Origin of the sequence: Austwickia chelonae, assembly GCF_003391095.1 — a bacterium.
GTDB classification, from domain to species: Bacteria; Actinomycetota; Actinomycetes; order Actinomycetales; family Dermatophilaceae; genus Austwickia; species Austwickia chelonae_A.
The window spans coordinates 299,815-324,176 of the sequence record NZ_CP031447.1; the positions used below are offsets into that span (position 1 = coordinate 299,815).

General features: G+C 63.6%; 23 protein-coding genes. 11 read left to right on the top strand and 12 right to left on the bottom strand.

What is annotated here, in order from left to right; genetic code table 11:
* Nucleotides 1-64 precede the first annotated feature (64 nt).
* A complete protein-coding gene (locus DX923_RS01340) occupies nucleotides 65-913 on the top strand; it encodes a siderophore-interacting protein (protein WP_116112139.1) in 849 nt (282 codons plus the stop codon).
* 117 nt (nucleotides 914-1,030) lie between these two features.
* Here DX923_RS01340 and DX923_RS01345 read toward each other — a convergent pair whose 3' ends face one another.
* Nucleotides 1,031-1,909, bottom strand: a complete 879-nt coding sequence (locus DX923_RS01345; protein WP_240322697.1) for a matrixin family metalloprotease — start codon at nucleotides 1,907-1,909, stop codon at nucleotides 1,031-1,033.
* Between the two features lie 379 nt (nucleotides 1,910-2,288).
* Between DX923_RS01345 and serS the strand changes: the two genes are divergently transcribed.
* From serS to DX923_RS01390, 9 genes are all read left to right on the top strand, one after another.
* On the top strand, nucleotides 2,289-3,620 hold the full coding sequence (serS, locus tag DX923_RS01350) for a serine--tRNA ligase (RefSeq protein ID WP_116112142.1): 1,332 nt from the start codon (nucleotides 2,289-2,291) through the stop codon (nucleotides 3,618-3,620).
* A gap of 118 nt (nucleotides 3,621-3,738) precedes the next feature.
* Nucleotides 3,739-4,734 carry a hypothetical protein gene (locus tag DX923_RS01355; RefSeq protein WP_162872699.1) on the top strand — a complete coding sequence of 332 codons (996 nt, stop codon included), beginning with the start codon at nucleotides 3,739-3,741 and terminating at the stop codon, nucleotides 4,732-4,734.
* A 147-nt stretch (nucleotides 4,735-4,881) separates the two neighbouring features.
* On the top strand, nucleotides 4,882-5,826 hold the full coding sequence (locus DX923_RS01360; protein ID WP_116112146.1) for a serine hydrolase: 945 nt from the start codon (nucleotides 4,882-4,884) through the stop codon (nucleotides 5,824-5,826).
* A gap of 217 nt (nucleotides 5,827-6,043) precedes the next feature.
* Entirely contained in the window at nucleotides 6,044-6,928 is an 885-nt protein-coding gene (locus DX923_RS01365) for an HAD family hydrolase (protein ID WP_116112148.1), read from the top strand.
* A 280-nt stretch (nucleotides 6,929-7,208) separates the two neighbouring features.
* Nucleotides 7,209-7,472 (top strand): hypothetical protein, encoded by a 264-nt coding sequence (locus DX923_RS01370; RefSeq protein WP_116112149.1) that lies wholly within the window; start codon nucleotides 7,209-7,211, stop codon nucleotides 7,470-7,472.
* A 142-nt stretch (nucleotides 7,473-7,614) separates the two neighbouring features.
* A complete protein-coding gene (locus tag DX923_RS01375; protein ID WP_116112150.1) occupies nucleotides 7,615-8,433 on the top strand; it encodes a TrmH family RNA methyltransferase in 819 nt (272 codons plus the stop codon).
* Nucleotides 8,434-8,470: 37 nt separating this feature from the next.
* Complete coding sequence (locus DX923_RS01380) at nucleotides 8,471-9,112, top strand: VOC family protein (protein WP_116112151.1); 642 nt, start codon at nucleotides 8,471-8,473, stop codon at nucleotides 9,110-9,112.
* 216 nt (nucleotides 9,113-9,328) lie between these two features.
* Nucleotides 9,329-10,048, top strand: a complete 720-nt coding sequence (locus DX923_RS01385; protein ID WP_205413079.1) for a GmrSD restriction endonuclease domain-containing protein — start codon at nucleotides 9,329-9,331, stop codon at nucleotides 10,046-10,048.
* 337 nt (nucleotides 10,049-10,385) lie between these two features.
* On the top strand, nucleotides 10,386-11,702 hold the full coding sequence (locus tag DX923_RS01390; protein ID WP_162872700.1) for an MFS transporter: 1,317 nt from the start codon (nucleotides 10,386-10,388) through the stop codon (nucleotides 11,700-11,702).
* 143 nt (nucleotides 11,703-11,845) lie between these two features.
* On the opposite strand, the gene DX923_RS01395 is transcribed toward DX923_RS01390, so the two are convergent.
* From DX923_RS01395 to DX923_RS01410, 4 genes are read right to left on the bottom strand one after another with little or no spacing between them, the layout of a single operon-like run.
* Nucleotides 11,846-12,361, bottom strand: coding sequence for a ribonuclease domain-containing protein (locus DX923_RS01395; RefSeq protein ID WP_116112154.1), 516 nt, complete (start codon nucleotides 12,359-12,361; stop codon nucleotides 11,846-11,848).
* Nucleotides 12,358-12,834 (bottom strand): barstar family protein, encoded by a 477-nt coding sequence (locus DX923_RS01400; RefSeq protein WP_116112155.1) that lies wholly within the window; start codon nucleotides 12,832-12,834, stop codon nucleotides 12,358-12,360. Before DX923_RS01400 ends, DX923_RS01395 begins: the two co-directional genes overlap by 4 nt.
* Nucleotides 12,835-12,878: 44 nt before the next feature.
* Complete coding sequence (purB, locus tag DX923_RS01405; protein ID WP_116112156.1) at nucleotides 12,879-14,288, bottom strand: adenylosuccinate lyase; 1,410 nt, start codon at nucleotides 14,286-14,288, stop codon at nucleotides 12,879-12,881.
* Nucleotides 14,289-14,335: 47 nt separating this feature from the next.
* Complete coding sequence (locus DX923_RS01410) at nucleotides 14,336-14,560, bottom strand: hypothetical protein (RefSeq protein WP_116112158.1); 225 nt, start codon at nucleotides 14,558-14,560, stop codon at nucleotides 14,336-14,338.
* Between the two features lie 193 nt (nucleotides 14,561-14,753).
* Here DX923_RS01410 and DX923_RS01415 point away from each other — a divergent pair, with 193 nt between their 5' ends.
* Complete coding sequence (locus tag DX923_RS01415) at nucleotides 14,754-15,311, top strand: GNAT family N-acetyltransferase (RefSeq protein ID WP_116112160.1); 558 nt, start codon at nucleotides 14,754-14,756, stop codon at nucleotides 15,309-15,311.
* A 44-nt stretch (nucleotides 15,312-15,355) separates the two neighbouring features.
* On the opposite strand, the gene DX923_RS01420 is transcribed toward DX923_RS01415, so the two are convergent.
* The 7 genes from DX923_RS01420 to DX923_RS01450 all read right to left on the bottom strand — a co-directional run bounded on the left by DX923_RS01420 (nucleotide 15,356) and on the right by DX923_RS01450 (nucleotide 23,828).
* On the bottom strand, nucleotides 15,356-15,871 hold the full coding sequence (locus DX923_RS01420; RefSeq protein WP_116112162.1) for a low molecular weight protein-tyrosine-phosphatase: 516 nt from the start codon (nucleotides 15,869-15,871) through the stop codon (nucleotides 15,356-15,358).
* Nucleotides 15,868-16,893, bottom strand: coding sequence for a DUF4282 domain-containing protein (locus DX923_RS01425; RefSeq protein WP_162872701.1), 1,026 nt, complete (start codon nucleotides 16,891-16,893; stop codon nucleotides 15,868-15,870). The genes DX923_RS01420 and DX923_RS01425 overlap by 4 nt, the downstream gene beginning before the upstream one ends.
* Nucleotides 16,894-16,987: 94 nt before the next feature.
* On the bottom strand, nucleotides 16,988-17,809 hold the full coding sequence (locus tag DX923_RS01430) for a nucleotidyltransferase domain-containing protein (RefSeq protein ID WP_162872702.1): 822 nt from the start codon (nucleotides 17,807-17,809) through the stop codon (nucleotides 16,988-16,990).
* A gap of 31 nt (nucleotides 17,810-17,840) precedes the next feature.
* Nucleotides 17,841-19,532 carry a thiol reductant ABC exporter subunit CydC gene (gene cydC, locus DX923_RS01435; RefSeq protein WP_116112168.1) on the bottom strand — a complete coding sequence of 564 codons (1,692 nt, stop codon included), beginning with the start codon at nucleotides 19,530-19,532 and terminating at the stop codon, nucleotides 17,841-17,843.
* Entirely contained in the window at nucleotides 19,529-21,151 is a 1,623-nt protein-coding gene (cydD, locus tag DX923_RS01440; RefSeq protein WP_116116087.1) for a thiol reductant ABC exporter subunit CydD, read from the bottom strand. The genes cydC and cydD overlap by 4 nt, the downstream gene beginning before the upstream one ends.
* A gap of 178 nt (nucleotides 21,152-21,329) precedes the next feature.
* Nucleotides 21,330-22,373 (bottom strand): cytochrome d ubiquinol oxidase subunit II, encoded by a 1,044-nt coding sequence (gene cydB, locus DX923_RS01445; RefSeq protein WP_116112169.1) that lies wholly within the window; start codon nucleotides 22,371-22,373, stop codon nucleotides 21,330-21,332.
* Nucleotides 22,374-22,382: 9 nt separating this feature from the next.
* On the bottom strand, nucleotides 22,383-23,828 hold the full coding sequence (locus DX923_RS01450; protein WP_116112170.1) for a cytochrome ubiquinol oxidase subunit I: 1,446 nt from the start codon (nucleotides 23,826-23,828) through the stop codon (nucleotides 22,383-22,385).
* Nucleotides 23,829-24,362: the final 534 nt, after the last annotated feature.

The following is a 24,362-nucleotide window of genomic DNA, read 5'->3' on the forward strand; positions in this document are numbered from 1 at the left end:
TCCTCAGTATCTTTACCTTAAAGGTAAGTCTTGCCTTAGTGATGTTCAACCGGAAGGAGCCGGGATGCCGACCACCTCCGAGCGGATCCTGCGAGGTCTCATCGATACCTGTTCCAAGGTGGTCATGAGCTCTCCGATCAGGCGGGAGAACTCTCCACATCTGGTCCTCGAGGTCAGCGGAATCACCGACGTGGCACCGGCTGTCCGCAGAATCACCCTGAGCGGGTCTGCCCTGAACGGGTTCTCCTTGGTGGCTCCGGACGAGTTCGCAGGAGTGTTCATCCCCGGCGGTGAGAGTCTTTCGCTTCCTCCGTCCGATGTCTTCGACATCCGCAAGGCCGTACGGGAAATGCCCGAGGAAACCAGGCCTGAACTGCGGTGGTACACGATCCGTGCGCACCGTCCCCAGGAGCTGGAGATCGACCTCGACATCGTGCGCTACGGGCAGGAGGTCGGGCCCGGCGGAATGTGGGCGGCGACAGTGCAGATCGGTGATCAGGTAGGGCTTCGTCCTTCGGGTGGGGGATATCGCCCTCCGAGCGATGGCGAGCCACAGATCCTGATCGCCGACGAGAGCGCGCTGCCGGCGCTCTGCGCGATCGGGGAGAGCCTGGACGGGAAGCCTGAGGCCGACGTGGTGCGGGCTTATGTGGAGATTCCCGATGACGACTACGCTGCACCGCTGCCGACGATGCCCTTCCCGGTGGAGATCCATCGACGGGGGGTCCGGGTGCCTGGATCGGCGATCGAGCCGGTGCTGGCGACGACTCCGTTGAGCGGCTACGGAACGGCATGGATCTGTGGCGAGAGCACGATGGTCAGGAAGACCCGCCGCATGCTGCGCCGTGCAGGGATGGACCGGCGTCAGATCTTCTACTGCGGCTACTGGATCAGCGGCCACGCCCGTCCTTGACCCGACGAAGGGCGGGGCGACGATTTTCGTCGGAAAGGGGCCCGGACCTGCGGACGGGGTCGGACCTGTCGGTCCGACCCCGTCGGTGAGCATTCCCTGGTGAGTGGGGAAGCTCGGTCAGCGGCCGTAGAGTTCCCGGATACCGGCGATGTCGGTGCTTGTCATGGAGAGGCTGCGCGAGGTGCCGTTGCACTGCGGGTAGTGCATGATCGACGACGCGTCGTACTTGGTCAGCGGACGCCAGCTGTTGTCCTCGAAACAGGTCCCGGACTCGGGGCGGGTGTGCTCGTGACGCAGGCCGAGCACGTGACCGAGCTCGTGTGCCATCACGTTCGAGGCCGAGCTGCTTCCTCCGAAGATGGAGCGGGTGTTGACGAGGACGTTGCGCGAGTACTTGGGGGAGCTCGGGAAGAAGGCCCGGGCGATGTAAGGAGCGCTGGAGCTGGCGGGCTCCACCGAGAAGACCACATTCCGGTTGCGGGTGTCGCAGGACCCGTTTTCGGAAGAAACGTACTCGAACCCGATTGCGCTGGAGGCCCTCTCCCATTGCGCTGCGCCGGAGCGCATGGCTTCGACGATGCGGGAGTGGTTGGACCCGAAGCGGGTGCTGACGCAGTAGGTCAGGCGGCCGACCTGCGAGGAGGTCCAGACATCGTCCTCGCCGTAGACCTGGTTGACGATGAGTTTCTGACCGGACTTGGCGGGGCTCTTGCCGTTCAGCATGTCGTAGAAGGCGCGTAGCTCGGTGCGGGTCCGGATGGCCTCGTCACCGTTGACGATCCACTGGCCGTCGGTGTCGCGGTAGGTGGAGGCCTCGAACTTCTCGAAGCTGGACATCCGTTCGCTCATGCTGCTGGCGGGGGTGGCAGAAGGTGAGGATGCGGATGCGGTGATATTCGGGGCGACCACGCAGATGGCGCTGACGGCGATGCTGGCGGTGGCGAGAGCAAGAGTCTTCTTGGGGATTCGGGGAGCCAAGGGGATCTTCTCCTTCATCTGGGCCACCCGTCGGGGTTGGGGGCGGCTGTTGAAAACGCTAAAGGTTGCTTGAGGTAGAGATCGCCCAAGGATTCGTATGTTTTTCTCCAAGAATAGTCAAGAAAGATGGCCGTAATGAACGCCTGCTTACTATTTTGACCTGCGCTTTTACTATTTACTGAGACATTTTCTGGGATACAAGTTTGCTCTGTTATCCGAAATACTTTTTCAATTCTCTTGCATCTATACGTGGAACTTGGAAGGCTGCACAGATACTTCCAAGGGGTGTGCCGAGGAGGGGAGGGCGAGGCTCCCGGGTACTGCGCTTCCCCGAAACGGCGAGACCGCCGAACAATTCGTTCGCTGCCGACTTGCTCCCGCCGATACCCTGAGATCTGTGATCGACATCAAGTTGCTGCGTGAGAACCCCGAGATCGTGCGCCGGTCCCAGATCGCCCGCGGGGAGGACCCGGGGATCGTCGACGCGGTCCTCGATGCCGACAAGAGGCGACGGGAGTCCCTCGCCGAGTTCGAGCAGCGCCGATCCGAGCAGAAGAGCACCAGCAAAGATGTCGGCGCGGCCATGGGACGACTCCAGGCCGCGAAGAAAGCCGGAGAACCCGCAGAAGAGATCGCCCGCCTGGAGAACGAAGCCAATACGGCACGTCGATTCGCCGGAGACCTCTCCACCCGGGTCAAACAGCTCGAGGCCGAAGCCGCTGAAGCAGACACTCAGCTGGGCACCCTCCTGCGCCGTATCGGCAATGTCATCATCGACGGGGTTCCCTCCGGCGGCGAAGACGACTACATCCTCCGCGAGGAGTGCGGCACCCCCCGGGACTTCGCCGCCGAAGGGTTCGCGCCCCAGGACCACCTGGCTGTCCTCGAAGGGCTCGGGGCCCTCGACATGGCACGAGGTGTCAAGGTCGCCGAATCGCGTTTCTATTACCTCGTCGGCCAAGGCGCCCGCCTCGAGAACGCGCTGATGAACCTGGCCCTGGACACCGCCTACGAGAACGGGTTCACCCAGCTGACCGTGCCCACCCTGGTCAACCCCGACACGATGGCCGGGGCGGGCTTCCTCGACGCCCACGAGGACGAGGTGTACCGGCTCAAGGCCGACGACCTCTTCCTGACCGGCACCTCCGAGGTCGCCCTGGCCGGATTCCACTCCGGGGAGATCATCGACCTGAGTGACGGGCCGAAGCGGTACATCGCCCAATCCACTTGCTATCGACGTGAAGCCGGAAGCTACGGCAAGGACACTCGCGGAGTGATCCGCGTCCACCAGTTCCAGAAGGCGGAGATGTTCGTCTACTGCCGGCCCGAGGACGCCGAAGCAGAGCACGCACGTCTCCTCACCTGGGAGAAGCAGATGCTCGACCTGATGGAAATCCCCTACCGGGTGATCGACGTCGCAGCCGGAGACCTCGGCGGGCCCGCAGCGCGCAAGTACGACTGCGAAGGCTGGGTTCCCAGCCAGGGCAAATACCGCGAGCTCACCTCCACCTCGAACTGCACCACCTTCCAGGCGCGGCGGCTGGGCATCCGGGAGAAGCGGGACGGACGTACCGAGATCGTCGCGACGCTCAACGGCACCCTGGCCACCTCGCCTCGCTGGCTCGTCGCCCTCGTCGAGAACCACCAGCAGTCCGACGGCTCGGTCGTCGTGCCTCAGGCGCTACGTCGTTACCTCGGTGTCGACGTCCTCAGCCCGGGAAGCCGCTGACCCCGGTGTCCGGAGCCGCCCTCGGCCGCTCCGGACACCACCTCATCGCAGCTTCTGCGCAGCCGACCCCGAAACATCCTTCTGAACTGCGGAAAACGAGCACACCTAGGCTGTGACCATGGATGAACGACACGTCCGAGCAGTGCTCCGCCGTGCCGTCACACAACGACGACGCCTGACCGTCGCAGGAGTCCTCCCCCTCATCGGAGCGGCCTTGTCCGCCGCCGTCCACGGCGGGAGTCTCCTGTGGGGCGGCGATCCCTCCTCGATCGATCTGGCCCTGTGGCCGACGGTCACCGCAGCTGTTGCAGCTGCAGGCGCAGGCATGTGGCGTAGCGGCCGGGCGCCGGTCGACCTGGACGCCCCGCTGACCCGCTGCGTGATCGTGCGTGCGCCGTGCGCCGGGCAACGTGGGCTACGAGTTCGTCGACCTGACGGCGCGATCCTCGAAGTTCCGCTGACCATCGCCAAAGGGTCCACATCCTTGCGGGCGGGCGACGAACTCTGGGCCGTCTCGTGCGGAGACGGACAGCCGTTCGCGGCTCTGCGCTGGGACCCGGCGTTGGGGTCGGGCCTGTTCGTCCGAGGCCTGCGTCGGGCCAGGATGGTGCTGCCACCCAGCGCTTCTCCGCAGGACGGGGTGCCGATGGTGCAGGGTCGGGAAACCGTGGGCGCTGGAGGTGGGATCAGCCTGCGGCGACCGTTGGCGATCGCCCCGCTGGTCCCGGCACAGGAGTGGATCCCCCCGGAGGCGATCGACGAGAGTCAAGCTCGTGCGCTGCTCGACCGGGAACGACGGTCCCCGTGGGCGGCCCCCGACATCCCGCCGGATGCCCCGTTGGGCCTGGTGCGGGTGCTCACCGCCAGACGTACCGTCTCCTCCTCGACGAAGGGCGAGGTCTGGGTGCAACGTCCAGGTGGTGACGAGTTCGAGTGGAAAGCTCGGACCGATGCCTGGCCGGGGGCCGACACCACCGCCTGGGCTACCCGGGTGGCCGACGGCCTGTACGTCTACCTGGTCGCGGTGACCTCCACGGGCGATGTGGTGTTGGTCCGCCCGCTGTCGACAGCCGTGCCCCTGCACCCTTTCGAACGGGCTCACACCGGCCGCTGATCCCACTCACCTCTCACTCATCGGTGGGCTCGCCGGAGGCTTTCCGCCCCGAAGGGAGGTACATGCACCTTTGTTCTGAGCCGGTTATCCGTCGACCGCTCAACTCCCTTCCTCCGCTGTCGAGAGGTGAGAGGAAGGGGGCGAGCGATGACCAGAACTGCTCAGCTGTGGTGTGCCGCGTTGGTGACCTGGGGGGTCGCAGCGGTACTCGGGGTGTTCGCGGCCGTCTTCCTCCCGGAGCTGTTCCCGCCCACAAGTTCTTTCGCTGCGCCGCTGAAGACCACGGCTCCGCTGACGAACGAATCGAAGACTCCACCTGGAGCGGCGAAACACGCTGTTTCTGGAGGTGCCGTGGCAGACGTCTCCCCGGGTGCGCGTCAACGTGCTGCCGATGCTGCGGTTCTGCGGGCGACCTCCCAGGGGTGGCGTAGCGGGATCGCCGTCGTCGACCTGGAGACCGGGCAGACGACCCTGGCCGGGGACGCCCGTGGATATTTCCGGGCCGAATCCACGATGAAGCTCTTCCTGGCGTCCAGGCTGCTCGTCGAGGGCCGACTCACCGGACCGACCGAGGACGCCGCTCGACGGATGGTGGCACTGTCCGACGACCAGGCTGCGAACTCCTTGTACGCCGCAGGCGGCGGTGACGCCGTGATCACCTGGGTCTCCGCCCGCTACGCGATCCCAGACCTAGGGGTCCCACCGGTTCAGGGCCCCGGCCAATGGGGAAGCACCTTGGTGACTCCCCGAGGAATGGCGGCTTTCCTCTACGCCGTGCACCAGGACGGGAAGACCCGCCCCTGGCTGCTCGACGCCATGACCGACATGTCGACCTTGGCCGCGGACGGCACCAACCAGGTCTTCGGTCTGCGTTCGGCCGACCCGGCAGCCGTGGTGAAGCAGGGCTGGGGCGGCGGCGACGGGTCAGGGACCGTCACCGGAACCCCCAGCGTGGGCTATGTGGACCGAGGCCGGTACGCGGTGGCGATCATGACCACCCGGATGCCGGGAACCTCAGTGGAAGCCGCTCAGACAGTGGTTTCCGAGCAGGCCAAGATCCTGCTGCCCGATGGCCGGATGCCCCGGCTGTGAGCCTTCTCCGCCGGCGACCCCTGACACCGAACGGAGAATTCGCCGGGCGGTCATCTCGGCGACACGACGAACCTTCCTGATCCGTGGGACGTTTCTTCCGGTAGAGATACGACGAACACCAGCCCGGTGACAGGAACGAGGTGAACCTGTCGAGACGCCGCCCGTAGCACTACGGACGCCGGCACGGAGAAGGAAACCGGGCATGAGGAGGAATGTGATGAAGATCGACCGTACGACGACCGGTTCCGGGATCTCCTTCCCCGAACTCCTACCGACCTCCGAGGGGCGGCACCTGGTCGCCATCGACCTGGACGGCACGACCCTGCACCACGACGGTTCCTTGTCCCGCACCGTGATCGATGCCGTCGCCGAGGCCCAGGAGGACGGACACGACATCGTGATCGCCACCGGGCGATCCCTGATCGCCACGGTACCGGTGGCCACCGCGCTGGGGCTGGAGGACAACTACCTGGTCTGCAGCAATGGCGCAGTCACCGCGGTCCTGGACGCCGACGAACCCGGCGGCGCTCGCCTGCTCACCGTGCAGACCTTCGATCCAGGCCCGGCGCTGTCAGTACTGCGGGACGCCTGGCCGGACGCCCAGATGGCCGTGGAAGAGGTCGGTGCCGGCTTCAAGGTCAGTGGGGAATTCGACGGCACCGAGGACCTGGAGGGGCAGATCCGGGTGGTGGACTGGGACGAACTGGTGTCGACCCCGACCACCCGGGTGACCTTTCGCAGCGCTACCGGCACTGCTGAGGACTTCCTGGGGCTCGTGGAACGGATCGGATTGCACGGGGTGAACTATGCGGTGGGTTTCACCGCTTGGCTGGACATCGCCCCCGAGGGCATCAGCAAGGCCTCAGGGCTGACCGGGGTCGCCCGGCTGCTGGGCAGCGATCTGTCTCGCACGGTTGCTGTAGGTGATCAGCGCAATGACTTGGAGATGTTGCAGTGGGCGACCTGTGGGGTCGCGATGGGCAATGCCCCGGCGGAGGTGCGGGCGGTCGCCGACCTGGTGACTGCTCATGTCGACGACGACGGCTTGGCGATGGTCCTGCGGGCTCTTCCGCCGGGCTGCGCAGAAGAACGCTGCGCCTGACGCACCCTTTCGGCCCGGATTTTTATCATCCGGGTCGCTTTGTTTAAACGCACGTCTGTATGTCTTTTTCTGGCAGGATCAATCTTTACGATCGTTCGACATGTACGGCAAGTCGCTGTTGCCATCCCCTGTGAACTGGGCATACGTCGATGGGTGACGGTTCGACGATTTTCTCTTCGGGAAAGCTTCACCGCGCTGTGGTCGAGTCGATGATGAGGGTGTCACCCGCAAGGTGATGTTCATTAAAAACTCGCCAAAAGTATCTCCCGAAAGGAGGATCGTGCTTATTTCCGCGGATACCAAGAATGCTGATGGTGAACAGCACGCAGCAGCCGACCCCGTGCTCTCCAGCCATCTGCGCATCGCTGATTTCGCCGCTGACCTTTCTCACCGTGTTCTCACGGAGACGCAACTCGGCGGCAACGGACCCGACGACGAATACCTCCTCGGGTATGCCAGGGCCTTGTCGGACATCTCCGAAGCACTGATGTCCGGAGACCTCCGCCACGGGGGATTCTTCTTCCCCCACAGCGACGACGAATGAGAAACCGGTCGGCCGGTCGATATCGGGAATCACCCACGAACGCCGGGGCGGGCATCTGACCAAGGTGCTCGCCCCGTGCTCATGCCACCGAGGCCCGGGCGGGGTGCACGTCATGGCGGGAAGATGACAAGCTGAGGGAGCCATGGCAGATCTCACCATCACCAGTCCTGCGAATCCCCGGGTCAAGTCGCTGATCGGGTTGCGTCGCCGTCGGGCACGCGACGCCCAGGGGATCACCCTCTTGGAAGGCGTCGACGAGACGACACTCGCGCTCGACGCCGGAGCAAGGCCCACCGGGCTCTACCTGTGCTCCGATCTGATGGCCGACCCCGGCCGAGGAGAGAAACTGTCCGAGATCGTCACCGGTCGAGGCGGCGAGATCATCCGGTTGTCCCGCCCGGTCTTCGAGAAGGTCGCCTATCGGGAGGGCCCGGACGGGGTGCTCGCCGTGGTCGCTTCGCCGTCGCGGGCGCTCGCCGCACTTGATCTTCCGGAGAATCCTTTCCTCCTGGTCAGCCAAGGAGTGGAGAAGCCGGGGAATCTGGGCGCGATGTTGCGGACGGCTGACGCAGCCGGGGTGTCGGCCGTGGTCGCGGCGGACCCGGCGACCGACTGGGGGAACCCGAACGTGGTTCGGGGAAGTAAAGGCACATTGTTCTCCGTGCCGGTCGCCTCGGCGAGCACGGAAGAGACGCTCGCCTGGTTGGCGGATCGAGGGATCGCGCTGGTGGCGACGACACCGGACACCGATCTGTTCCACACCGATGTCGACTACACCGGCCCGGTGGCGGTGGCCGTCGGCACGGAGAAAACGGGACTGGACGACGCCGTGTTGGAGGCGGCGGCCTACCGGGTGCGCATTCCGATGGCCGGTCGCGCTGATTCTTTGAATGTCGCCACTGCCGCAGCCATCGTGGTGTACGAGGCGGTTCGACAGCGGCGGTCGATGTACACGTCGTAATTGTTTCCGGGTTTGTCGGCTGTGCCACGATGGCCGTATGCGAGTCGATCACGTCTCTTATGCCGCCGAAAAGGACGGGGTGCGGGCGACCGCCGATCGCCTGGCCGAGCAACTCGGGGTCCGTGCCGTCAACGGCGGGGTTCATCCGTCGTTCGGTACCCGCAATGTGATTCTTCCGATGGCCCATGAGCGATATGTCGAAGTGGTGGAGCCGTTGGATCATCCGGCCACTGACAAGGCTCCGTTCGGTCAAGCTGTGAAGCAGGCCTGCCTGGCCGGAGGGGGGTGGCTCGGCTGGGTGGTCCGGGTCGAGGATCTGGCCGCCGTGGAGGAAAGGCTCGGTCGGGAAGGGGTACACGGCCATCGGGTCTTCCCGGACGGACGTCGTCTCTCCTGGCGTCAGATCGGGATCAACGGTTTGCTGAACGACCCGCAGCTGCCTTTCTTCGTGGAATTCGAAAACCCTGAGTTGCATCCTTCCCGGGCGGTCGAGGTCGAACCGTTGGTGAATATTTGCGGGATGACCATCGCCGGGGATCCTGGGCGGGTGCACGACTGGTTGTCCTTGCCTGCGGAGAAGACGTCCAGCGTCATCGACTTCTCGTTCATCGCCCCGCACGGTAACGCCGGGTTGTTGTCGGTGGCCTTCGAGACCCCGCAGGGCCGGGTGGAGATCTGACCGGGTGTTCTGGGCGCCGCCGGTTTCCTGACCGAGAACGGAACCTGCGCATTTCCGGAGGGTCAGGTCTGTCGAGAGCGGACACTTCGGCCACCTTGACCGGGTAGGGTTCAACTCTGTTCGTCGACGTGTCCTCGTGTCCTGCCATCAGATTGTCCATGGGTCGTATGTGCGTCGTCAGGGGCGCGACGACGAGATCCAGGCACGGTCGGCGGGATGAAGAGGTTCACACAGGTGGCGGGGTTCGGTTCCAAGAAAATAGGGGCGATGGCGGTTGCTGTTGTCGTCGTGGCGTTGACGGTGTTCTGGTTTATCCGCACCAACAGCAGCGCAGGGCCGTTGTCGAACGAACGCCAGCACGGCCTGCGCGTCGTACAGAGCCGGGAGAAGGTCAAGGGCTACGAACGCGATTGCGGTTCGGGCAAGGGCTGTGTCTTCGGCAAGGCCTGGACCGACGACCACGAAGGAACCGGCGGCAAGAACGGGTGCTCCACCCGCGATGACGTTCTCGCACTCAGCGGCACCAAGGTCGTCAAGGACGGCAAATGCACCGTTTCCAAAGCTGAGGTCATCGACGCGTACAGCGGCGACAAGATCGCCTTCGAACGCGGGCAACGCCCCACGAAGATCGACATCGACCACATCTACCCGCTCTCCCGCGCCTGGGACATGGGCGCGAGCCGGTGGACGGACCAACGCCGTGTCCAGTTCGCGAATGACATCGACCGCAACCTCGTGGCCGCCGGGGCCTCGGCAAACCGGGAGAAGGGCGACAAAGGGCTGGCCGAGTGGCTTCCCTCCAACACCAAATACCGTAAGGACTACGTCTGCCAGTACGCCCAGGTCACCGACGCCTATGACCTGGTGATCACCAAGGACGAAGCCAAGGTCGTCGGTCAGCACTGCCCTGACTGGAAGAACTGGAAGAAGAAGTAGAGCGTTCTTCGTCAGTTGTCTCCGATTGGCGATCAGGGCGATCAGGAACTGGGCGCGCCATGTGGTCACAGGCGGAGCGCTGCTCGGTCAATACCTCTTCTGCCGAAAATCTCAATACACGAGGATTGGCATCTAAGTTAAAACTTAAACACTCGATCTTTGAAACCGAGGATCAGCGGGCGGGTCGGCATGATCTTGATTGGCCTCTACGTTTTAGAGTCCGAGGTGATCGGCCTGTTGGCATCATGAAAAATGAAGAGATCAGAAGTGCTCTCTCCGAGACGGCGTAATGACGAATGCCTGCATTGCTGATTGGGTATGTTAAAAATCTTGCACTGTGACGGCGAGGGGCCCTCTGGAGGGTTTGGTGAAAGTGGGGCTAGGGAAGGGCAAAAAATGGCTTGCGCTAGTCCCTGCGAGCGGAACCATACTATTAAGTAGTGCTTCCGGAGGCATGTCTGGAGACATATTTAATCTCCTCATCACGGACACTATGGGCTATGACCCGTCTGTGCTCAGTCTGGTTTATATCGGGATGTTGTGCAGCATACCGATACAGTTTCTGGGTCCTACCATTGCGCAGAGACTGGGCTTGAGGAAGATCATGCTGCTCGGGGCGGGATCCTGCCTGCTTGCGATAGTAATCCTTCTCGGATCCATGTCTCTCTCGGAGAGAATTATCCTCATTGTTTTATCTACAACTCTTATCGAAATAGCTTACTCCTTGTCGTATGGGACCGTCTGGTCTGCGTGGACGGCAGAGCTTTTTTCTCCCCATGAGCGTCCTATATTCTTATCGATCTCAAGGGGGTGCTCCCAGCTGGTGATGGCTGCCGCTTTCCTTGTGCAGACAATCTTGTTCAAGGGCAGCGTGACCTTCACATTTTACAGAATAATTTGCTCACTCCTTATTGTGTACCTCATATCTTCCTGCGTTATATACTTCGTCCTCCCGCAAGGTGCAGATGGGTGGGCGCAGGGGCATGGTGCGTCGGATTTAAATTCTGGAAAATCGGTAAACTGGATTAGTTGGCTAGCCAGTCCTGATTATAGACTTATTGCATATTCTGCAATTTCTCAAGTTTTTATAGGCGTGCCATTGCTGTCTGTGTATATCGTAAGTATCTTGGGGTTTCCCAATGAAATTCTAGGGGTAGCACTTCTGGCTAGAACGACAGCCAGTCTGGTGGCCTTGTTTTTCATTGGACGTTGGATCCAGGCCGTAGGTGCCGCCAGGGCAGCGATTCAATCCGGGCGACTGGTTTCGATATGCCTGATTGGCTGGCTTCTTCTATCGCTAGTTGCCAATCGCGAGTTGCTGATTTCGATCGTTATGGTTTCACTGGTCGTGGCGTTCTCATTGAGTAAATCAGTATTTTCGATATCAATATCTAATCTGACATATGATCTAGTTGAGAAGAAGGATCGCGTTCAAATATTCACGATGGTCGATTTATTTTCTTCGACCTCTTTGCAGATTTCAGCCGCACTGGGTGCGCTGGCGATAAGCAGCTCAAAAAATGGGAATTTCCTCAGTATTTTCGGCGCTTCGATAGATGTTATAGGAATGTGGATAGTAGCTGCAATTATTCTCTCTGTCTCCCTGACCAGGGCTGTTCAAGCTAACGCTGTTCCGGTAGGGGGCGATAGCTAAAGATAGGTATCGCAGAGGTGGATCGGAACTTTATTACCGAGCATGGGTAGAGCCGACTTCGGTATGTTGGTCCACTTCCCTGGCACAACGTGGCGAATCCAGGCCCAAAGATGTCATCTGCCGGTTCAGCTGTTTCCCGAAGCTCAGGGCGCGGTGATCTTGCAGAACGAGTCGTAGTGGTCGCCGGTGTAATACCAGTCCGGCGGGTTCTTCTGCGGGTCACCGCCGGTGACGATTCGTCGCGCACCACGGTTGGGTGCCCCCGGAGTCGGGACGGTGTACTCCCGGTAGTAACCACTGTCCTTCTGCGGCAGACGCCTCTCGGCGTTGCGGAAGGTCACCCCGTCGTTACGCGGATGCTGGAAAGGACCACCAGCCCGGATCGCCGCGATGATCTGCTTCGCCTCGGACGGAAGCTTCTGCGGATCACAAGCGGCGATGCCACCGGCAGCCGCGCCACCGGAACCGCCCTTGGCGGAACCCCCGGTCGGCTTGGCCGGGGCGCTGCGCCCGCTGGACGCTGCGGGCGTCGACTTCCCGCTCTGACCCTTCATCGCGAAACGGCCGATGACCAGGACCGCTACCAGGATCAGCAGCACCATCGCCGCCAGCAGGACCTTCTTCGACTTCAAACGGCTCAACAGTTCGTCCTGACTCACAACACCGGTCCCTTATCGTGTGGCACGCCCAGCAACAACGGGGCGAGATCGTACCCCTCGACGAAGGCCACCGTCTCGAAAGCGAACTCGTTCGGTGCCAGTTCGAGACAGGCCAAGGTCAGGATCTGCTCGATCTGTTCCCACACCTGCGGGTCGCCTTCGATGAACTGCTCCGCAGATCGCCACAACAGGACCACCCCGTTGCGTCCAGGCCAGAGGTCGGGCAGATCGCGCAGGCTGTCCAACAGGGCGTCGAGATTGTGGTCCGCCGCTCCGGGCAGATGTAAAGCATCGGCCAAGGCCGGAAGCGCCTGCGATCGCTGCACCACATGGGCCCCGTCCAGCTCACGTACCACATAACCGGCGGAGATCAGAGCCAAGGCGACATCGGGCAGATCGGTGTGATCGGCCAGGATCACACCGCGACCCTTCAACCCGGGCACCACATCCGAGACGATGGGGGGTGTGGACATGGCGTCAGCGTAGCTACCGACAACGGGCAGACCAACGGGGCAGCTCAGCCGAGGTGATCGCGCACGAGACGAGGGGCCAACCCCACGTAGCCGGCAGGAGTCAGCCCGGACAACCGCTCCTCGACCTCGGCGGGCAGACCCAGCCCCTTCACGAAGGCGACCAACTCGTCCTGACCGACCCTTCGGCCCCGGGTCAGCTCCTTCAGCCGCTCGTACGGGTTCTCCATGCCGGGCACCCCCTGAGCCGACAAAGCGCGCATCGCCGACTGGATCGGCTCGCCCAACACCTCCCAGTTGGCGTCGAGATCTTTCGCCATCTGCTCCGGAACTGCGTCCAATCCGGCCAGCCCGCGACCGACATTGTCCAGGGCCAGCAGTGCGTGACCCATCGCCGAACCGATGTTGCGCTGCATCGACGAATCCGTCAGATCCCGCTGCAAACGGGAGTTCACCAGGGTTCCGCCGAGCACGTCCAGCAGCGCATTGGACACCTCCAGGTTGGCCTCGGCGTTCTCGAAACGGATCGGGTTGACCTTGTGCGGCATCGTGCTCGACCCGACCGTGCCCTGGCCCCGCACCTGCGCGAAATAACCCATCGAGATGTACGTCCAGGTGTCGGTGCACAGGTTGTGCAGGATCCGGTTGAATCGCGCGACATCGGCGTACAGCTCAGCCTGCCAGTCGTGCGACTCGATCTGCGTGGTCAACGGATTCCAGGTCAGCCCGAGAATGTCGTCGACGAACGACCGGGAGATCTCCGGCCAATCCACTCCCGGCGCCGCCGCCAGATGCGCGCCGAAGGTTCCGGTGGCCCCGTTGATCTTGCCCAGATACTCCTGTCCGGCGATCCGGCGCAGCTGTCGACGCAGCCGGTGCGCGAAGACGGCGAACTCCTTGCCGAGCGTGGTCGGCGTGGCAGGCTGTCCGTGGGTGTGAGCCAGCATCGGCACTTCGGCCAGCTGCTGAGCCATCTCGGCGACCTGGTCCACCAGAGCCGTCGCCCGAGGCGCCCAGACCTGCTCGACCGCGCCCTTCACCATCAAGGCATAGGACAGGTTGTTGATGTCCTCGCTGGTGCAACAGAAATGGATGAGCTCGGCCAAACCGGGCTCGCCCGGAGCGATCTCGACCAGATGCCGCTTCAGGAAATACTCCACCGCTTTGACGTCGTGGACGGTCTCCCGTTCGATCTCGGCCAGCTCGGCGACCTGCTCCGGGCCGAAATCGGTGACCACGGCACGCAGCGCGGCCTGCTCCTCCTCGGTGAAGGCACGCACCCCCTGCAGCACACCCCGGTTGGTCACATGGATCAGCCATTCGACCTCGACGTGCACGCGCTCACGGTTCAGCGCGGCCTCGGAAAGATGATCGACCAAGGGTGCGACCGCAGCGCGGTAACGCCCGTCGAGCGCGGACAAGGCGATGGCGGGAGAAGCATCGGCAAGGGAACCCATGTCTCCATCCTGGCAGAGCACCACGGGTCACTTCGCCCAGGCGTCGATCACCGAGGGCCGCGCGGTCTCCTCCGGAAGTGGTAGTTCAACGTATGACTGATGTCATCACCCACCGCCATCATCAGGTAGACAGCCGGCCACGCGCACAGGAAGAGCACGAAGGCCGACCACAACCCCCGACCGATGAGGACGGAGTAGACGGAGAGGAAGCTGATGCCTGCGGCGATGAGAGCCGAGGTGATGACCCGATCGCCGGTCTTGCGTGAACTCATTCCGCTGCTCCCTTCCGAACGATCCGTTTCGGGACGCATCCGCTTATGGAGAACATCGCGGATGTCATCATCCGTTTCTCTTCATGGTACAGATATGTCTGAAGAAAAGTCGTGACATATTTCACCGGCGGGGGCTTGTGCTGGGAGTAAAAAGAGTTTCCTCGGCTCATGCCCACGGATAAAGTGTTCGACCATGAGTGCGCTGCCAAAATTTGCCACGCTCGACGTCCAGGACGGAGAAAAGCGTCTTCGAAAACTGCACGAGGACGATGCTGAAGCTGTTCACCTGGCCTGTCAGGATCCGGAGATGCGCCGGTGGCTCACGCGGTTGCCCAATCCGTACACCCTCAACGATGCCCGTGACTATGTCACCGATTTCGCCCGGGAGATGCGGGAAAGTGGTTCAGGTCTCGCCCTCGCTATTGAACATGGCGGTGAATTCGCCGGCACCGTCGCGATGCGAGAAACAGATTGGGAAAATCTACGGACCGAGATCGGCTATTGGATCGTGCCCTGGAGACGCGGACACGGGCTCGCCGGATGGGCCTCCTCGACCCTGGCCACCTGGGCCGTGCTCGACCAAGGGATCGAACGAGTCGTCATCAAGGCCGCCACGGGGAATCTGGCCTCGCGGCGGGCTGCGGAGAAAGCCGGCTTCGTCGTCGAAGGTATCGAGCGATCCAGCTCCGTCGGACACTCCGGACGAGTCGACATGATGGTCTACTCATTCATCCGCGCCGACCTGGGCTGACAGCCCGGACCGACCTGGACCGACACTCAGACGGCGTAACGGACTCAGTCCGTCAACAACTCCGTCACATGAGCGACCACACCTTGAGAAGCCGCAACGACCTCTGCGAGGACCCGGTCGAAACCGTCCTGCCCGCCGTAGTACGGGTCGTCGATCTCCACCGTGCCTGCCGACAGCGCGGCCGGATCGAACTCCCGGAACAACCGGATATCCACGTCGCCCTGCGGGCCCACCTGGTAACCCTGCTCGTCGGCCCACCGCCGCAGGGTGCGTAGATGGCCCTCGTCGGCCGCCAGCACCAGGTCGTGCTCGGTCAGCCATGCCACGTCGTACTCTCGGGCCCGATGCGAGCTGCCGTCGTAACCCGCCGCCGCCAAGGTCGACAGTGCACGAGGATCAGCGCCCTCACCGACATGCCACGGGCCGGTGCCCGCCGAGTCCACCACGACCCGTTCGGACATCCCGGCCTGCGCGAAGGACTCCCGCAGGACCACCTCGCCCATCGGCGAACGGCAGATATTGCCCGAACAGATCACACACACCCGATAAGGCGATGTCACGAAGACTTCCCCTCACCGGAGCGCTTATCGGCCAGGTCCGCCACATTGATGCACAGCTCGAGGAAGATACGGGTCACCGCGATCGCGATCAACGACCGGACCACAGCCGTGAGGAAACCGAAGAAGGTCGCCGCATCGTTACGGGCATAGCCGGGAGCGCTGAAGGAGGACGCCAAACCGGTGATCACCGAGAACAAAGACCACGCCACGACCAGCCAGAAGAGCACCGGGGCCAAAGCCCGGGTGGCCCGGGCGACGAAGGTGAAATCGAGCATCGCGGCCAGCCCCAACGACCTGGGGTCAGACGGACGGTCGCTGCGGGACTGTGGCTGCTGCCCGGCCCAGGAAGAACGCGAAGGCTGCGGGTCTCCCTGGGGAGGAGCCGTATACCCGGGGCCACCGGAACCGACCGGGGCCGAGGCCCCGTAGGCGGAGAACTGCGTGCTCTCGGACGGCGGCGGGGGAGGAACGACTCCGTAGGGCTGCCCGTAGGGGTTCGACGACGACCACGTGCCCTCAGCCGGAGCCGCGCCATAACCTGGAGATGAAGTCGGTGCCGCCTCGGCGAAACCGCCCGATGGCGCCGACATCGCAGACGGCGAGCCAGGGGAAGGTACCTGAGCCGTAGCTCCTTGACCGTACGACGCACCCGGCGCCGGAACCTGCATCGTCGGCGATGCGCTGGACGGCGGAGTGGACGACCACTGCGGCGTGGACAGATCGGACGAGGACATCGAGGGCGGAACGCCTCCGCCCTGAGTGCCCGTCAACCGGATCGGACCGGAATCGCTGTGTCCTGGAGTGCCCCACCCCCCGGAATACACCTGGTCATAACTCGTCTGGGGTTGTTGCGACCAAGAAGGATGTACCGGGTCCGGAGCACCTGGCGCAGGCACGGCCGGAGAAGGCCCGGTGCTCGCAGCGGAGGTGCCCGCCACCTCGGGAATGCTCTTCGTCGCCGGTGTCATCTGCGGTGCTGCGCCGTCGCGACGGCTGCCTTCACCGGTGGTGTCCTTACTCATGGACGCTGCCTCCCCTGCCGAATGATCGATGTCCACTGTGGCATATCGCGCTGCTCGCGCCATGATCCGCCCGCAATGAGGAAAAAGCTGCGGATCATGCCTGGAGAAGCGTCACCGCCCGAGAATCGCCATCGAGCACGCCACCGAAACCCAGAGCGCGCAATGGCGGTTCCATAGCGGCGAACAGTTCTCGCTGCGCCGCAGGAGAACCGTCACAGCGCAGCGCCTCGACAATACCCAGCACCCACTCCGACTGCCAGGCCGGTGTGGTCAGCGGATGATATTCCAATTCCCACGCAAGATAACGATTCGTCGGGCGCGGACGTCCCTGGACGGCGAACATTAGTCGTAAAGCCCAAGGCAGGTTCTCCGCCGCGTCCAAACGGGCAGCAGTCAATTCACCCGTGCTGAATTCGTACAGGGAACGCATGGCATAAGTCAGATAAGGAGTCAATGCGAAATCGATGGCATCTGCCTGTTCCGACAGCGACAAGGTGCCCCAGCCTCGGAGATCGTCGCCGAGCGCACCCTCACTTCGATCGGCCACCAGCATCCCCCGAGCGATCCGATACCTGTCCCACCACCGGGACGGATCAGAAGGCACCCGCCGTAACCACTGCGCGTCATGGACCTGGAGGTCCAAGCCGCCCTGGCGCATCGGCCGCCACGAATCATCCTTCTCGGCCAACAGGACATGCAGGTCCACATCGCATCCGGAAGTGGCCAGGCCATGTGCATGCGAACCGGTGAGCAGAACACCCACCACATTCACATCCTGTTCGACCCGGTCGGCCAGAACGGACAGTTCCTCCTGGTACGGCAGGTTCGTGATCCACGTGCGCATGCCCCCGATCATGACAACACCGACGCGCGCATCCATCAGGAGGCCACCTGGTGGCGGTGTGATCTGCGACATCACCGGCAGCGTGCCGTCGACGAGGCCGAACTCATCGTGGCCCGGCGACCGGGGGCGGATTCCTGACCACATCCAGGTCCACCAGCAGATCGCCCTCCTCGATGCCCTCGGCGCGATGAGACACCAGGACCACCGTGCGACCCGTCGAGGCCTCCCGCAGATCACGCATCACCGCGACAGCCGTCGGATGGTCCACATGAGCCACCGGCTCGTCCAACAAGAGCACCGGACGACGGGAGAGCAGCGCACGAGCGATGCCGAGCCGAGCCCGCTCACCCCCCGAGATCCCCTGACCATCCACCCCTAGACGGGTATCCAACCCATCGGGCAGCGCCTCGTACCACGGCCCCAACCCCGCCAACCGAAGACTTTGCTCGATATCGCCATCGGCACACCCAGGCCGGGCGAATCGTAAGTTCTCCCGCAGATTCGACGCGAAAACATGGGCCTCGTCGTCCACCACGGCCAACCGAGAACGCGCATCGGCCAGCGACAGACGAGACACCTCGGTGCCATCGACCCGGTAGACACCGCTCATCGGATCCAGATGGCGGGCAAGAACAGCCAGGAAAGTCGACTTGCCGCTTCCATTGGGGCCGACGATCGCAACCCTCGACCCCACAGCGATATCGGTGGTCAATGCGGACAGAGCAGGACGCTGCCCATCCCAACTGGCCGTCACCTGATCAGTGGTCAACCGGGGCGGGCGGTTCAGATCCTCCTGCGGGAGAGAACTTTCTGACGCAGCCGCTGTCATAGCAGGATCCCGCACAGCCGGACGCTGATTCACCAAGGCATCCAGCCGGGTACGAGCGCTCTGAGCCCGAGCCAGAGCACCGACTGCGTCCGGCACACCAGAGACGACCTCTCCCAGCGCCACCGGCGTCAACACCAGAAAAGCAGCCAACGGGGTGCGCAGACCCAGGTGAGTCCACGGCGCCACCAGGGCGACCATCGCCACCGTGTGCGCGATGGTCACGAGAGGCATCGCCGCCACCCCGAAAGCGCGGCCTCTGGCCTGCCGCCGCAGCGCAGCAGCGAGCGCACTCTGCGCAGAATCCAGCCAGGACAGCGCCTGCGCCTGCGCGCCGATGGCAGCCAGCTCGGTACCCTGCGCGGCGATCACGGTGCTCACCCGGCTCACCTCGGCACGAGCCGCCACCACCTCCTGATGGGCCTGCTTCTCCATCCGATAGTTCGCCCACCCGACGAGCAAGGCCCACACCAACGCAGACAAGGTCACCACAGCAGCAGAGAAAAGGATCACCGCATTGGCGAAAGCCGCCAACACCCCTGAAACGACCAGGGCCACGAGCGGCACCACGACCCGGACCTGCGCATAAGCGATGTCATCGAGATCATCCACAGCACCGGCGAGCACCTCACCCCGGCTACGGCGCCCCAACCGGGCCGGCGTCAGCGGAATGAGCCGCCCGTAGACCTGGGCACGCTCCTCGGCGAGGAAGGACAGAGCAGCGTCATGGCTACGGATCCGTTCCACGTAACGCAATGCCGGACGTGCGATACCAAAAGCCCTGACCAGAACGATCGCTGCCAGCAAGGTCAGAATCTGCGGCCGGTACGAGGCCGCGACGATCAACCACCCGGAGGTCGCCGTCAGCGCGACGCCACACGTCAGGGCAAGCCCCCCGATGAGAGCTGCCGGAAGAATCCCCGGTACCGGACCGGACCGTCGGAGCATCGGGGAAGGAACAAGATTCATGCTGCTCCGCCTAGAACGAGGTGGTGGTCGGCCCGGGCGAGAAGGCCGGCGCGGTGAGTGACCGTGACGACGGTCCGAGTCGTGGCGAGCATGCCGATCAACTCTTCGACAAGTTCTTCCGACGCTGAATCCAGATGCGCTGTCGGTTCGTCGAGCAGCAACAGCTGTGGGTCGGCCAGGACCGCCCGGGCCAGGGCCAGCCGGGCCCGCTGCCCAGCGGACAACCCGAAACCGTCGTCACCGATCCGGGAGCTCAGTCCTTCCGGAAGCGCTCGCACCATCGGGGCCAGTCCGACGTCGGCCAGCGCCTTGCGCAGGTGGCCATCGGTCAGGGACTGTCCGTCGAGATGCCCGGTACCCAGGAGAAGGTTCTCCCGCAAGGTTCCGTCGGTCAGGAAAGGACGTTGCGTGACCAGATGACCAGGACCGGCGTCGATGCTGCCTCGATCGGGAGTGCGTAGCCCGGCGATGAGTTCGAGCAGAGTGGTCTTCCCCACGCCCGAGGGCCCGGTGACGACCGTCAGCCCTGGGCCGGGTAGTTCGACGGTGAGTCCGTCGATGACCGGGGTGCCCTCGGCGAGATAGGAGTATCCGACATCGGTCAGCCGAATGCCCTGGGGCGCTTGGCCGCTGCTCCCCGAAGAGACCGAGAGCCGGTTCCCGGTGGGGGACTCCGGTGACGAAGCCGCTTCGACCTGGGCGTACACCTGCTCCAAGGCCGCCGCACCGTCGGCAGCATTGTGGAACTCGGCACCGACCCGGCGAATCGGCCAGTAGGCCTCCGGGGCGAGGAGGATCAACGGCATCGCGAGGGACAGCTCCATCTCACCGTGTGCCAGCTGGATGCCGACCCAGACTGCGACGATCGCCACGGAGATCGTGGCGAGCAGCTCCAAGGCCGCCGAGCTGAGGAAGGCCAGCTTCAAGGTTTCCACAGTGGCCTTGCGGTGGTCGTGGCTGACCTGACGGATGGTCTCCTGTTGACGTTCGGCGCGTCCGTAGGAGACCAGAGTGGGCAGGCCGCGCATGACATCCAAGAAATGCCCGGACAACCGGGTCAGGGTCCGCCAGCGTCGCTGGGTGGCTTCGGCGGTGGACGCGCCGATCAAAGCCGCGAACAAGGGCAGCAAGGGCACGGTGAGGATGGGGATCAGCCCGGTCGGCACGTCCAGGATCAGCATCGCCAGGATCGCCGCCGGAGGGAGAACCACGGCATTGGCCAGCGTCGGCAGATAGCGAGCCACGTAGGGTTCGATACTGGTCGACCCCTGGGTGGCCAAGGTCAGCAGCTGGGGTCCGTCTGCTCGCCCGGTGGCGCCACGAGCGAGGAAATGTTCCGAGAGCAGACGGCGCACAGACATGGACACGGTCGTCCCGGTGCGGGCGGCGATGGTTTCGGCTGCTCCAGCCGCACCGGCGCGTACGACGAAGGCCGCGACGGCCCACGCCGCAGCGACATGCCAGGAACGTCCGTCGACGAGGGCGACGACGAGGGCGGAAACGGCGAAGGCCTGGCCGATGGCAGCGGCTCCCTGCAGGGCCCCGCAGGCGAAGAGGCCCACGATCCCGGAGCGGCAGTCGGGCACGAGGCTCAGCAGTCGTGGGTCGAAGGGCTTCACGGCGTTCAGTTCACCAGATTTCTTCGGGAACAGCTCGTTACCGGCCGGTCGGTGGCATGAGGAGTGCCAGGCCGAACGAGGAGGTGACGGGGGAATGACGGGAGTGACGAAGGACGCCGGGTCGGCTCGCACTGAGTCGACCCGGCGTCCTGTCGGGGTGCTGACGGGCTCTGACGGATCAGTAGTGCGCCGCAGCGGGGATGTGCTTGGTCGTCAGACGACGACGGAACACCCAGTACGTCCACGCCTGGTAGGCGAGCACGATCGGCACGAAGATCACCGCTGCGCCGGTCATGATCTGCAGGGTGTACTCCGAGCTGGCCGAGTTGGCCACGGTGAGACCGGTCTGCCCGGGGATGCTGTTGGGCATCACATCGGGGAAGAGCGCCAGGAACAGGCTGGCGACGGCCAGCGCCGTGCACACGAAGGTCCCGGTGAAGGCCCAGCCGTCCCGCTTGACCTTCACCGCTCCTAGAGCGGCGACCAGGCAGAGCGCAGCGAGACCGGCGGCGACCCAGGACAGGGTGTTGCCGGTCTTCACGTTGGCGATGCCCAGGAAGAGCACGGCCAGGACCGCGGTGACCAGGCCGGACTTCAGGGCGAAGGCGCGAGCCTCGTGGCGGATGTCCCCGTCGGTCTTCAACGCGATGAACAGGGCCCCGTGGGTGAGGAAGAGCGCCACGGTGGTCAAGCCGCCGAGGAATCCGAAGGGATTCAACAAGGTGAAGAGATTGCCGGTGTACTCCAACGTCTTCGGGTTCAGCGGCACGCCGGCCACGATGTTGGCGAAGGCGACGCCCCACAGGAGGGCGGGGATGAAGGAACCGGCCATGATGCAGTAGTCCCAGTTCTTCCGCCAGGCTGCGGTCTCTCCCTTACCGCGGTACTCCAGCCCCATGGCCCGGATGATCAGACCGACGAGGATGAGCAGCAACGGCAGGTAGAAACCGGAGAACAAGGTGGCGTACCAGTGGGGGAAGGCCGCGAAGGTGGCGCCGCCCGCAGTGAGCAGCCAGACCTCGTTTCCGTCCCAGTGCGGGCCGATGGTGGTCAGCATGAGCCGACGGCGGCGTTCGGTCTCCTCGGCGTCACCCTTCGGGTCCTTGTGCAGGATCCCGATGAGCATGCCGACGCCCATGTCGAAGCCTTCGAGACAGAAGTAGCCGATCCACAGCACGGCGATCAGCAGGAACCACAGGTTCTGGAGCATCGAGTAGTCCATGTCAGCCTCTCAGTACGCGTAGGCGAGGGGAGCGTCGTCGTCCTCGCGGTCGGGCTTCTGTCCGGGGTCGGGGATCGCCTCGGCGCCCATGCGGACGTACTTGAGGAAGAGCTTGATCTCGACGACGGCCAGAGCGGCGTACAGGATGGTGTAGACGACCATGGAAATGAGGACTTCGACCGCGGTCACCCGGGGGGAGACGGCGTTCTCGACGGTCATCAGCTCGTGGACGATCCAGGGCTGACGGCCGATCTCGGTGAAGATCCAGCCGAAGCTGTTGGCGAAGACCGGCATGAAGGGCAGGGCGATCGCCGCCCACAGCCACCACTTGCGGGCGAGCTGCTGCTCGGACTCCTTCTTCCGGGTGACCCACAGGACCAACAACGAGATGAAGGTGCCGAGGAAGCCCAGCCCCATCATCAGGCGGAAGGTCCAGTACGTGCCGGGGATATTGGGCGTGTACATCTGGCCCTTGGTCTGGGTGAACTTGCCGTCGCTGAACTTCTGGGCGGCTTCACGCTGCAGCGGGTTGATGCCCTTGACCTCGGCGTTGAAGTCGCCATGGCCCAGGAAGGAGAGCAGGCCGGGGACCTCGATGATATGGGTGGCCTTGGAGCCGTCCAGCGCACCTACGGAGAGCACGGAGAAGGGTGCGTGGGAGGTGTTCTCGTAGAGCGCCTCCGCAGCGGCCATCTTCATGGGCTGCACTTCGGTCATGACCTTGCCCTGGAAGTCTCCGGAGATCATCACGCCGAGCGAGGCGACCAGGGTGACCACGGCGCCCACCCGGGTGGCTTTGCGGTACATGGGGGCGTTGTCGCCCACCTCGGGGCGGCGCAGGTGCCACAGGGCGACGGCGAGCACCATCGCACCACCGGTCATGTAGGCCGCGAAGATCACGTGGGGGAAGGTGACCAGCTGCACTTTGTTGGTCAACACGGCGATGAAGTCGGTGAGCTCGGCGCGGTTGGTGGCCTCGTTGAAACGGAAACCGACCGGGTTCTGCATGAACGAGTTGGCGGCGAGGATGAAGAAAGCACTCATCACGGTGCCGATGTGGACCAGCCACATGGTCATGGCATGCAGTTTTTCCGGAATCCTTCCCCAACCGAAGATCCACAGACCGAGGAAGGTGGATTCGAGGAAGAAGGTGAGCAGCGCTTCGAAGGCCAGCGGTGCGCCGAAGATGTCTCCGACGAATCGAGAGTAGTCGGACCAGTTCATTCCGAACTGGAATTCCTGAACGATCCCGGTGACGAGCCCGAGCGCGAAGTTGATGACGAAGAGTTTTCCGAAGAACTTCGTCAGTTTGTACATCTCTGGGTTGTGGGAACGGACCCAGGCGGTGTGGAAGCCGGCCACCAGAGCGGACATGCCGATGGTGATGGGTACGAACAGAAAGTGATAGACCGTAGTGATGGCGAACTGCCATCGTGCGAGGTCGAGCGCGTCCATGGCTCTCCTGTCGGTCGGTCGTCGAACCTGCGGATGCAGGGGGCATCCGTCCCTGTAAAGGTTCGGCGGGGACGTCAAAAAAGGACGGCGGGCGACCGTCCTGACCACATGGTCAGTGCTAGCCCTGAGGGCTTATCGGGACCAATGTCCCACTTCTTGGTTATGTCAAATCACAAAACGATCACAATCTCATTGTGTGTGTTACCCTCCGCCGCAAACTAACGTCGATTGCACGATACGTGGTGCCTCACCTATTGCGCTAACCCGTCCTACTGACAAAAGGACGAGTGACTCGTTCACGACGAAAATGAACATCGAGTTCAAGCCCATGTAGTCATCTCGACAAGCACCCGCAGCTTGCTTCCCCGCCGAGCCGGTAAACCAGACTTCACGCAGGAGCACGCCTCCTGACAAAAAGCCGAACCACTCCTTCCCCGCGGCTTACCTGGCAGATGACTGCCATCTCCGACAGACTGCGGACGAGGAGGAGGAAGGATGAGGCCTGCGGAAGAACCCTCCCAGCGGTCCATCCGG

Coding starts and splice junctions, on each gene's coding strand:
- DX923_RS01360 (WP_116112146.1), top strand. CDS start 4,882: ATGACCAGAACTGCTCAGCTGTGGTGTGCCGCGTTGGTGACCTGGGGG.
- DX923_RS01355 (WP_162872699.1), top strand. CDS start 3,739: ATGGATGAACGACACGTCCGAGCAGTGCTCCGCCGTGCCGTCACACAA.
- DX923_RS01345 (WP_240322697.1), bottom strand. CDS start 1,909: ATGAAGGAGAAGATCCCCTTGGCTCCCCGAATCCCCAAGAAGACTCTT.
- DX923_RS01375 (WP_116112150.1), top strand. CDS start 7,615: ATGGCAGATCTCACCATCACCAGTCCTGCGAATCCCCGGGTCAAGTCG.
- DX923_RS01400 (WP_116112155.1), bottom strand. CDS start 12,834: ATGTCCACACCCCCCATCGTCTCGGATGTGGTGCCCGGGTTGAAGGGT.
- DX923_RS01365 (WP_116112148.1), top strand. CDS start 6,044: ATGAAGATCGACCGTACGACGACCGGTTCCGGGATCTCCTTCCCCGAA.
- DX923_RS01425 (WP_162872701.1), bottom strand. CDS start 16,893: ATGAGTAAGGACACCACCGGTGAAGGCAGCCGTCGCGACGGCGCAGCA.
- cydC (WP_116112168.1), bottom strand. CDS start 19,532: ATGAATCTTGTTCCTTCCCCGATGCTCCGACGGTCCGGTCCGGTACCG.
- DX923_RS01430 (WP_162872702.1), bottom strand. CDS start 17,809: ATGTCGCAGATCACACCGCCACCAGGTGGCCTCCTGATGGATGCGCGC.
- DX923_RS01340 (WP_116112139.1), top strand. CDS start 65: ATGCCGACCACCTCCGAGCGGATCCTGCGAGGTCTCATCGATACCTGT.
- DX923_RS01415 (WP_116112160.1), top strand. CDS start 14,754: ATGAGTGCGCTGCCAAAATTTGCCACGCTCGACGTCCAGGACGGAGAA.
- DX923_RS01450 (WP_116112170.1), bottom strand. CDS start 23,828: ATGGACGCGCTCGACCTCGCACGATGGCAGTTCGCCATCACTACGGTC.
- cydB (WP_116112169.1), bottom strand. CDS start 22,373: ATGGACTACTCGATGCTCCAGAACCTGTGGTTCCTGCTGATCGCCGTG.
- purB (WP_116112156.1), bottom strand. CDS start 14,288: ATGGGTTCCCTTGCCGATGCTTCTCCCGCCATCGCCTTGTCCGCGCTC.
- DX923_RS01385 (WP_205413079.1), top strand. CDS start 9,329: ATGAAGAGGTTCACACAGGTGGCGGGGTTCGGTTCCAAGAAAATAGGG.
- DX923_RS01380 (WP_116112151.1), top strand. CDS start 8,471: ATGCGAGTCGATCACGTCTCTTATGCCGCCGAAAAGGACGGGGTGCGG.
- DX923_RS01410 (WP_116112158.1), bottom strand. CDS start 14,560: ATGAGTTCACGCAAGACCGGCGATCGGGTCATCACCTCGGCTCTCATC.